This is a genomic window from Terriglobales bacterium, assembly GCA_035454605.1.
Lineage (GTDB): Bacteria > Acidobacteriota > Terriglobia > Terriglobales > Acidobacteriaceae > DATMAB01.
Genome location: DATIGQ010000066.1, coordinates 1 through 8,721 on the forward strand (window position 1 = coordinate 1; position 8,721 = coordinate 8,721).

Annotated in this window: 7 protein-coding genes; 5 read left to right on the forward strand and 2 right to left on the reverse strand. The window is 64.5% G+C overall.

Features of this window, described 5'->3' with window-relative positions; genetic code table 11:
- Positions 1-289 precede the first annotated feature (289 nt).
- From VLE48_04630 to VLE48_04645, 4 genes are all read left to right on the forward strand, one after another.
- Positions 290-1,129 carry a serine hydrolase gene (locus VLE48_04630; protein HSA92274.1) on the forward strand — a complete coding sequence of 280 codons (840 nt, stop codon included), beginning with the start codon at positions 290-292 and terminating at the stop codon, positions 1,127-1,129.
- A 60-nt stretch (positions 1,130-1,189) separates the two neighbouring features.
- Positions 1,190-1,975 carry a hypothetical protein gene (locus VLE48_04635; protein HSA92275.1) on the forward strand — a complete coding sequence of 262 codons (786 nt, stop codon included), beginning with the start codon at positions 1,190-1,192 and terminating at the stop codon, positions 1,973-1,975.
- Between the two features lie 37 nt (positions 1,976-2,012).
- Positions 2,013-2,816, forward strand: a complete 804-nt coding sequence (locus tag VLE48_04640; protein HSA92276.1) for a hypothetical protein — start codon at positions 2,013-2,015, stop codon at positions 2,814-2,816.
- A gap of 78 nt (positions 2,817-2,894) precedes the next feature.
- Positions 2,895-3,134 (forward strand): hypothetical protein, encoded by a 240-nt coding sequence (locus VLE48_04645; protein HSA92277.1) that lies wholly within the window; start codon positions 2,895-2,897, stop codon positions 3,132-3,134.
- A 95-nt stretch (positions 3,135-3,229) separates the two neighbouring features.
- Here the strand turns inward: VLE48_04645 and VLE48_04650 are convergent, their stop codons facing one another.
- Complete coding sequence (locus VLE48_04650) at positions 3,230-4,327, reverse strand: HD domain-containing phosphohydrolase (GenBank protein HSA92278.1); 1,098 nt, start codon at positions 4,325-4,327, stop codon at positions 3,230-3,232.
- A gap of 136 nt (positions 4,328-4,463) precedes the next feature.
- On the opposite strand from VLE48_04650, the gene VLE48_04655 reads away from it, so the two are divergent.
- Positions 4,464-7,976, forward strand: a complete 3,513-nt coding sequence (locus VLE48_04655; GenBank protein HSA92279.1) for a GAF domain-containing protein — start codon at positions 4,464-4,466, stop codon at positions 7,974-7,976.
- A 207-nt stretch (positions 7,977-8,183) separates the two neighbouring features.
- Here VLE48_04655 and VLE48_04660 read toward each other — a convergent pair.
- A partial coding sequence (locus VLE48_04660; GenBank protein HSA92280.1) for a DapH/DapD/GlmU-related protein occupies positions 8,184-8,721 on the reverse strand: 538 nt, incomplete at its 5' end.

The following is an 8,721-nucleotide window of genomic DNA, read 5'->3' on the forward strand; positions in this document are numbered from 1 at the left end:
GCAATCGGAAGGTGGTGGAGGCATTGGCGCGGGATGAGGATCCTGAAGTGATTGCAAGTGGTTGGCAGGAAACATTGAGTGAGTTTGTGAAGAGAAGGCGGAAGTATCTGCTGTATTGATCTCTCATCAAGAGCTCACCACGAAGGACACAAAGGGAAAGACGAAGGCAAGAGCAGAGGACAAGGAATCAATGCCGAGGACTTCCAGGTTTGGTGTTTTGGTGCCGGCCTTGCTGCTGGCGGCGCCGCCGGGTTGGGCGGCTGGTGATCTTCAACAAAGGCTGGAGGCCATGGCGCGGGCGCATCCGGGCAAGGTCGCTCTCTATGCCAAGCACCTGCGGACGGGAGAAGTGGTCGCCCTTGACGCGGACCGGCCGGTGCCGACGGCGTCGGTGATCAAGGTGCCCGTCATGCTGGAGGCGTTCGCGCAGGTGAAGGCCGGGCGGCGAAACCTCAGCGACCGAGTGGTGTTGAATGACGATAACAAGGTGCCCGGTTCGGGAGTGCTCACGTTTCTCCACTCGGGGCTCGAAGTGACCCTTGAGGACGCGATCGTGCTGATGATGGTGCTGAGCGACAACACGGCTACGAACCTGGTGATCGACCAGGTCGGTATCCCGGCCGTGAACCAGCGGCTGGCGGCGATGGGTCTGAAGAACACGCATCTCTACAAGAAGGTGTACAAGCCGGCGGAGGGTCAGGTTCCGGCGGACCAGAAACAGTTCGGGCTGGGCAAGACCACGGCGCGGGAAATGGCGGCGGTGATGGAGGCCATCGAGCGGTGCGAATTGAAAGACGCGGCGCTCTGCCGGCGTATGATCGAGATCCTGAGGGGTCAGCAGGACCGCAAGATGATTCCGCGGTACCTGGAGACGATCGATACGTCGGAAGAAGGCAGTGCGATCGCCAACAAGACCGGGGCGCTGGATGAGGTTCGCAACGATGTAGCGCTGGTTTACACGACCACGGGGCCGATCGTGATCTCGATCTTTACCTACGACAACCAGGACCGGAGTTGGACGCCAGAGAACCAGGCGGAGCTGCTGGTGGCACAGATGGCACGCGCCATCGTGCAGGCGTGGGCACCGAAAGGGGTTGGGACGGAGGAGCCAACTGCTGTCCGAAAGTAGGCGTCTAAGGGAACCGGTAGCACCTGCGACGGATGGAGCAAGGCGGAGGAGAGTTCAGATATGCGCGTGCTAGGGATATTGTTACTGACTACGGCGCTGGCGTTCGCAACCCAGGGACCGGATGAGGCGACGGCGACCGCGCCGAAAGCGACCGACACGAAGCCGGAGGCGACGGCGGAGGACGCTCCGGCCAGGATCGTGGTTCCGGCGGGGACCAAGGTGCCGCTGGTGCTCAAGCACGCAGTCTCGACCAAGAGCGCCCGGCCGGGCGACGGGGTCTACCTGGAAACCACGTTTCCGGTGACCCAGAACGACCGTATCGTCATTCCGGCGGGGACGTACGTGCAGGGCGAGATTACTTCGGTGAAGCGTTCCGGACGGGTGAAGGGGCGCGCCGAACTGCTGCTGCACTTCACCACGCTGATCTTCCCCAACGGCTACACGGTGACCCTGCCCGGCGCTCTGGAGAGCGTTCCCGGCTCCGAGGACAAGACCGTGAAGGACGATGAAGGCACGATCCAGGCCGAAGGCAGCAAGGGGCGGGACGTAGCCACCGCCGCCGGTACCGCAGCGACTGGCGCCGTGATCGGCGGGGTGGCGAGCGGCGGCAAGGGTGCGGCAGTCGGAGCCGGAGTCGGCGGGGCGGCAGGCGTGCTGATCGGTCTGCTCTCGCGCGGCAACGAGGTTCGCCTGGAATCGGGATCGGCGGTGGAGATGGTGCTGCAGCGCGAGCTGGTGCTCGAGGAACGGCGGCTGGACAAGCCCGCGCGCGAACTGGTGCCGGTGAAGCAGACCGATCACCGGTTGGAGAAGCCGGTGTTGACCCCGCCGCCGGACACCCACTGAGGGGCTCCCCGGGTCGTCTGCTACCATCGACTCCGCGATGGCTGTTCGCACCATCTTTGCCATGGCCGAGGACTGCGCCCGCGGGGAGCGGCGCGGCTGGCAGGAGTTCGTCCGCGACTACCTGACCATCGGCCGGCGGTTGCTGGAGCACTACTTCGGGGTGCTGAAACCGGAGCTGGACCACCATGTGGCGGCGGTGTTCGAGCGTGCGCGAGCGCAGGACAACGCCTGGTTCCGCGGCCTGCGCTTCGCCAACGAGCGCGAGTTCCTGATGGCATTCCGGGAACAGGTGTTCGTACACGGTCGCGAGGAGGCGCGGGTGCCGGTGCCGCGCATTTCCCTGGAGCAGTATGGGCAACTCATCGAAGGGCTCTCGCTGGTAGAGCGGGAGATGCTCTGGCTGTACGTAAAGGGCTACGGGGCGGAGCAGATCGCGTCCATGATCATGAACGCGGCTGCCACTGCGGAAGCCGTCAAGGGAGTAGCCCAGGAACGCATGGCAGGGTTGCTGCCGGGGCCGGTGACCGAGGTGTTCAGCGGCTCCGTGCATGCCCTGATCGAAGCGGCGGAGCAGGCACGGACCGAGACTTGCCTTCCGTGGAAGACCTTCAACAACCTGGTCAACGGGCAGATTGCATGGCGGGAGCGGGAAGTGGCGGAGGCCCACGTGCGCGGCTGCCTGTACTGCATCGACCGCTTCACATCGTTCCAGGAGATGATCCGCCACCGCAAGGACGCGGCACCGGCGTCGGAAGCCGACGTCGACACCCTGCTGGTCCGCCTGGGCTTCCCGGCGGGCCGGCAGAAGGGCCTGCTGGGGCGACTGTTCTCCCGCGAGTAGCACAAAAGTGGGGGTTCCATTTGAGAACCACCTGCAACTTTCGCTACGCCGACGGCGTCTCATGATATAGAGAGAGATATGAGCGCCGAAACCAAAGAGCGACTGCGGCGATGGGCCATACCGCTGGCCGTGCTTGGTCTGGGGAGCCTGGCAGGCGTTACCCTGGGCCTGGGCGGCTGGAAGGTGGCTATCCCCTTTCTGTACCAGGGGACGGAAGCCAGAGGGCTGTCCGATCCTTGGGAACAGCAGGCCGAACGCGAGATCGCACGGATCCGGGAGCGCCTGGACCGGGTCGCGAAGTCGCTGGAAGTCGCGTAGTTTCCTCACCGGGAGTGCGGCGATCCCGGTTCTTTTTCCATTTCCAGTTCTAATCTGCGGTAGGTGGCAGGCTGCCGAAGCAGCCGCGTGGAGACCTACGCTCGGGAGAGCTGACCTTGAGCGGCCGAGAACTGGAAGACCTGGGCGTTAATCTCGCGGCGTAGTTCATCCCAGATACTTTCCGGCATGGTGTTAAACACGCGCACGACCTCGGGGTCGAACTGCTTTCCGACCCAGCGGTTGATCTCCTCTTTGGCGGCGGCGTAGGACTGGGCCTTGCGATAGGGACGGTCGCTGGTGATGGCGTCGAGAGTGTCCGCAATGGAGAAGATGCGGGCCCCCAGGGGAATCTGCTCGGCGCGGAGGGAGCGAGGATACCCGGTGCCGTCGAAGCGTTCCTGGTGGGAATAGACGATCTCGGCGGCTTCAGTGAGGAAAGGGATCTTGCGCAGCATCTGGTAGCCGCGATAGCAATGCTCGCGCATGATAGCGATTTCCTCTTCGGTGAGGGAGCCGGGCTTGCGCAAGATGGCGTCGGGGATGGCCATCTTGCCGATGTCGTGCAGGAAGGCGCCGCGCGCGATGACGCGGATCTGTTCTGCCGGCAAGGCCATGGCGCGGGCGATAGCGATGGTGAATGCCGTAACCCGCTTGGAGTGCCCCTCGGTTTCGGCGTCCTTGAGGTCGAGCGCATCTCCCAGGGCTTCGAGCGTGATGTCGTAGGAGCGTTCCAGATCGCCCATGGCCTGGCGGAGCTGTTCCGTGCGGGAGGCCACCAATTGTTCCAGGTTGGACTGGTAGTTGCGGTTCTCGACCTTAAGGCGGCGGTTCTCCAGGGCGCGGCGGACGGTGGCCAAAAGTTGTTCGCGCTCGAAGGGCTTCAGCAAGTAGTCGTAAGCGCCGTTGCGGATGGCCGCCAGGGCAATGGAGATGTCATGGACGGCGGTCACCATGATGACGGGCATGTCCGGGTACTTTTCCTTCACGCGCTCCAGCAGGCCGATGCCGTCCAGTTCCGCCATCATGAGGTCGGAGAGCATGAGCTCGAACTCCGCGCCGGAGTCGAGGATGGCCAGGGCCTCCAGCCCGGAAGCCGCCTGGCGGCACTGATAGCCGGCGCTTCCCAACATGGAGGAAACGATTTCCCGTATGGATTCTTCGTCGTCGACGATGAGGATGCGCTCAGCGCTCATGGAACACGAAAAAGGTAACGTTACGCAGAGTTACTTCGGTTCGGCCACGGCCATTGTACACAGAGTCTTTTGAAAGACAATGTAAGAGAACCCGGGAAAGCACGGTGCCGCGGAAGAATTCCGTGGTATACAGGGCATGACCCTTCCCGGCGAAGGCATGGGGTTGGAGCGCTGGTTCACATACAACCTGCTGCACCGGTTCGCCGCTGCGGAGTTTCTATCGCAGGCGACCACCATCCTGGTGTTGCTGGCCGGCGGGGTGCTGGTGTACCGCAGCTTTCGCGAGCGCTACCTGCTGCTGTGGATCCAGGGTTGGGTAGCCTACCTGGTCTACAAGTTCGCGGCGGTGAACGGGATGTATGCGGTTCCCGGACAGACCGTCTGGCCGGCGCTTTCCGAAGCAGGGTTCGTGCTGGCGCTGACCTCGTTCGCGGCCAGCGTTCTCTACTTCATCGATAACCGCAGGCTGCTACTGCCCCTGGCGGCCGCCACCGCCGTAGCGCTGCAAGCGGCCCTGGCCCGGACCATGTGGTTGCCGGAGTCCGAAGCCATGGATGTGCTGTGCTTCGGGCTGCAGATGGCCATTTCCGCGACGGCCGCGATACAGCTCGCAGTGTTCGCGTTTGGGCGTCGCGCCCGGGGTCCCATGCTGTTTGCCCTGAGCCTGCTGCTGATGCCCTTGCAGCCCCTGCTCCCCGCCTACGAGGGCGTGATCGAGCTGGTGGTGGGAATGGGTATGGTGGTCATCGTGCTCGACGAATCGCGCACGCGGACGACCCGCCTGCAAGTGATGCACGGCATCACCTCCGCGCTCTCGCAGGCGCAGGACTTCGGGGAAATGATGAACGCCGTCCTCTCCGAGTTGAAGTCCCTGATGGGGGCACGCGCGGCCTGGTTCCGCCGGCTGGAGGGAGAACAACTGCTGATGGCCCACTACATCGGCCTGCCCGAGGGACTCGCGCGCGAATGCCACTCGGTGGAGATTCCGGGCACCCCGGCGCAGGAGGTGTTCCTGGAAGGGGTGCCACGCCTGGTCCCGGTGGAGGAGATGACCACCGAAACCGGGGAACAACTGCGGCGGGCAGGCATTCGCTATACAACGCTGGTGCCGGTGCGCGGCAAGCACGGGGTGCTGGGGTTGCTGGCGCTGGGCTACCGTTTCTTCCGGCACAGCCGCGCCGATGAGATTGATTTCTTGTGCACGACCGCGGATCAACTCGGATTGGCGGTAGAGAACCTGAGGATGCTGGAGGAAGTGGTGCGCTCGCAGCGACAACTGGCGAGCACCTTCGATTCCATCGAAGACTCCATCCTGGTGCACGACGCACAGTTCCGCATCATGAAGGTGAACCAGGCGCTGCTGGGGCGGCTGGTGCGCAAGCCGGCATCGGTGCTGGGGAGCACCTGCGAGGCGGTGCTACCCCGGGTGGGAGATCGCTGGAGCGGCTGCCCGTACTGCTCGCGGTCTGCCGGACTGTTCGGCGAAGCTCCCGACCCGTGCTTCGGCGGCTTCTCGCTGGTTTCCACGTCGTCGTACAGCGAAGGGGGTCCGGAACAGCTGGGCACCATCCACATCATCAAGGACATCACCCACCAGCGCACGGCGGAAGAGAAGTACCGGCTGCTGTTCCAGCAGGCGCAGGAGGGCGTCTACATCGCGGCTCCCAGCGGAAAACTGCTGGATTCCAACGACGCCTTCGCGCGCATGCTGGGCTACGGCAGCCGTGAGGAAGTGCTGAAGCTCAACATGGGCACCGACATCTACGCCGCCCCCGACCAGCGGGAAGCGTTCTGCAAGGAGATGGAGTCGGCGAACTTCGTGCGCAACTACGAGGTGACGCTGCGACGCAAAGATGGCAGCCGCATCACGGTGCTGGAGACCAGCTTTGCGTCACGGGACACCACCGGCGCCGTGGACTGCTTCCAGGGATTCATGCTGGACATCTCCGCCAAAAAGCGGGCGGAAGAAGAGATGCGGCGGCGCAACCGCGAACTGCATGCCCTGAACACCATCGCGGTGACCGCCACGCACTCGCTGGAACTGCCGGAGATCCTCGAAGTCACGCTGCAGCAGGTCATGGAGCTGTTCCGCACCGACACCGGCGCCATCTACCTGGCGGACGAAGAGAGGCACGTGCTGGAGCGGCGGGCGGCGTTCGGCCACCAGGGAGCGGAGTCGCCGCCGCTGGAAGTGCAGGTCAACGAAGATTTCTGGGAACGAGTGCGGCGTTCGCGCACGCAGCTCATCACCCACCTGCACCTGCCGCAACTTCCCCAGTTCGTCGCCGACTATGCCGCCGCGGAAGGGCTGAAGTCGTGGCTGTGGGCGGTGCTGTGGATCAAGGACCGGATCGTGGGCGTGCTGGGAGTGAGCAGCCGCACGCCGCGGGAATTCAGCGCCACGGACGAGAACCTGCTGATCGCCATCGGGCGCCAACTGGCCACCACCATCGAGAAGGTGCGGCTCTACGAAGAGACGGTGCGGGCCTACGAGGACCTGCGGCAGACGCAGGAACAACTGCTGCAGAGCGAGAAGATGTCCGCGGTGGGGCAGCTCATCTCCGGCGTGGCGCACGAGCTGAACAACCCTTTGACCGCCATCTTGGGCTACGCCCAGTTGCTGGAGAACGAGAACCTGAGCGACCGGGTGCGCGATTTCGTGCAAAAGCTGTACAAGCAGGCGCAGCGGACGCATCGCATCGTGCAGAACCTGCTGTCGTTCGCGCGGCAGCGAAAGCCACAGCGGCAGAACATCGATTTGCGGCGCGTGCTGGAGGAGGCGCTCACCCTGCGCGAGTACGATCTGCGCATGAAGAACATCGCGGTGAGCCAGGAATCGGAGACGCCGCTGCCGGGCGTCGTCGCCGACCAGCACCAGCTCGAGCAGGTGTTCCTGAACATCATCAACAACGCGGTGGACGCCATGCAGGAAGCGGGCCGCGAGGGAAAGCTGGTCACGCGCGTGTTGATGGACGGGGATCACGTCTGCGCGGAGATCCAGGACAACGGCCCCGGCATGCGCGATCCCAAGCGCGTGTTCGATCCCTTCTATACCACCAAGGCGGTGGGCAAAGGAACGGGACTGGGGTTAAGCATCTGCTACGGCATCCTGAAGGAGCACGGCGGAGAGATCGTGGCCCGCAACGCGGCGGAGGGCGGGGCGGTGTTCCAGGTGCGGTTGCCTGCGGTCCGTAACCCCGCGGTGCGGACCGAGAAGCGCCGCCGGGTGACGCCCGGGGAAGAGAAGATGCGCGGGAAGATCCTGCTGGTGGACGACGAGGACGCGGTGCTCGATTTCGAGCGCGAAGTGCTGACCGGCGCCGGAGCCGACGTGGTGGCCATGAAGCGCGGCGACGAGGCCATCGCGCGACTGCAGCACGAGAGCTTCGACGCCATCGTGCTGGACAGCCACATGCCTGGTCCCTGGGGAGGGCTGGAAGTCTATCGCTGGATCGCCGAGACGCGACCGGAATTGGAAAGCTGTGTCATCATGACTTTTTCCAACGACATCACCGAGGGCTCGGTGCGGCGCTTCGTGCAGGAAACCCAGGTGCAGCGGGTCATCAAGCCCTTCGAGGTGGCCGACCTCATCGCCCTGCTGCGCGGCATCCTGGAGAAAAAGAAGGAAGTGGTGGCACCGAGGGCGTAAAGCGCCGGGGACAGGCTGCCCAGGAGGCGGACCGCGTCGCGGTGAGTCGCCGCACGCGCGAAAAATCGACGGAACCTTTTTCGCTGGGGTGCGTCTTATATACAAACCCCCAGTACCTCAAAGTGGGCATGCCGGGGCTAGAAACTTCGGCAGGCCCACCCCCTCTTTTCGCCAGCCGTGCAGACGTGCCGCAGCGCTGAGCCCCGCCTAGTGGCGGGCTTTTTTCTTGGCCGACTGCCCCTTGTTTCGCCGTACCCAGCCTGGCTTGTTGACCTGGCGGCCGCGGGCGATGGCCAGCGCGCCGGCGGGGACATTCTCCGTGATGGAAGAGCCGGCGCCGACGTAGGCGCCGCGTCCTACGCGCACGGGCGCGACCAGCGTGGTGTCGCTGCCGATGAAGGCGCGGTCCTCGATCACAGTGACGTGCTTGCGCGCCCCGTCGTAGTTGCAAGTGATGGTCCCGGCTCCGACGTTGACGCCGGCGCCGATCTCGGCATCGCCCAGGTAGGTGAGGTGGTTGGCCTTGGAGCCGCGGCCTAGGCGCGCCTTCTTGGTTTCGACGAAGTTGCCCACGTGCGCGCCCGCGCCCACGTCGGTTCCCGGGCGCAGGTGGGAATAGGGGCCGAGAACGGCGCCGCGGCGCACTCGTGACTGGTCGAGAACGCAGCCGGGACGAATGGTGACGCCGCTCTCGATCTCGCAATCACTGATCACGCTGTAGGAGCGGATGCGGCAGTCGCTGCCG

Bases quoted from the DNA above. Each gene is read 5' to 3' on its own strand.
- VLE48_04630 (HSA92274.1), top strand. From the start codon at position 290: ATGGCGCGGGCGCATCCGGGCAAGGTCGCTCTCTATGCCAAGCACCTG.
- VLE48_04635 (HSA92275.1), top strand. From the start codon at position 1,190: ATGCGCGTGCTAGGGATATTGTTACTGACTACGGCGCTGGCGTTCGCA.
- VLE48_04640 (HSA92276.1), top strand. From the start codon at position 2,013: ATGGCTGTTCGCACCATCTTTGCCATGGCCGAGGACTGCGCCCGCGGG.
- VLE48_04645 (HSA92277.1), top strand. From the start codon at position 2,895: ATGAGCGCCGAAACCAAAGAGCGACTGCGGCGATGGGCCATACCGCTG.
- VLE48_04650 (HSA92278.1), bottom strand. From the start codon at position 4,327: ATGAGCGCTGAGCGCATCCTCATCGTCGACGACGAAGAATCCATACGG.
- VLE48_04655 (HSA92279.1), top strand. From the start codon at position 4,464: ATGACCCTTCCCGGCGAAGGCATGGGGTTGGAGCGCTGGTTCACATAC.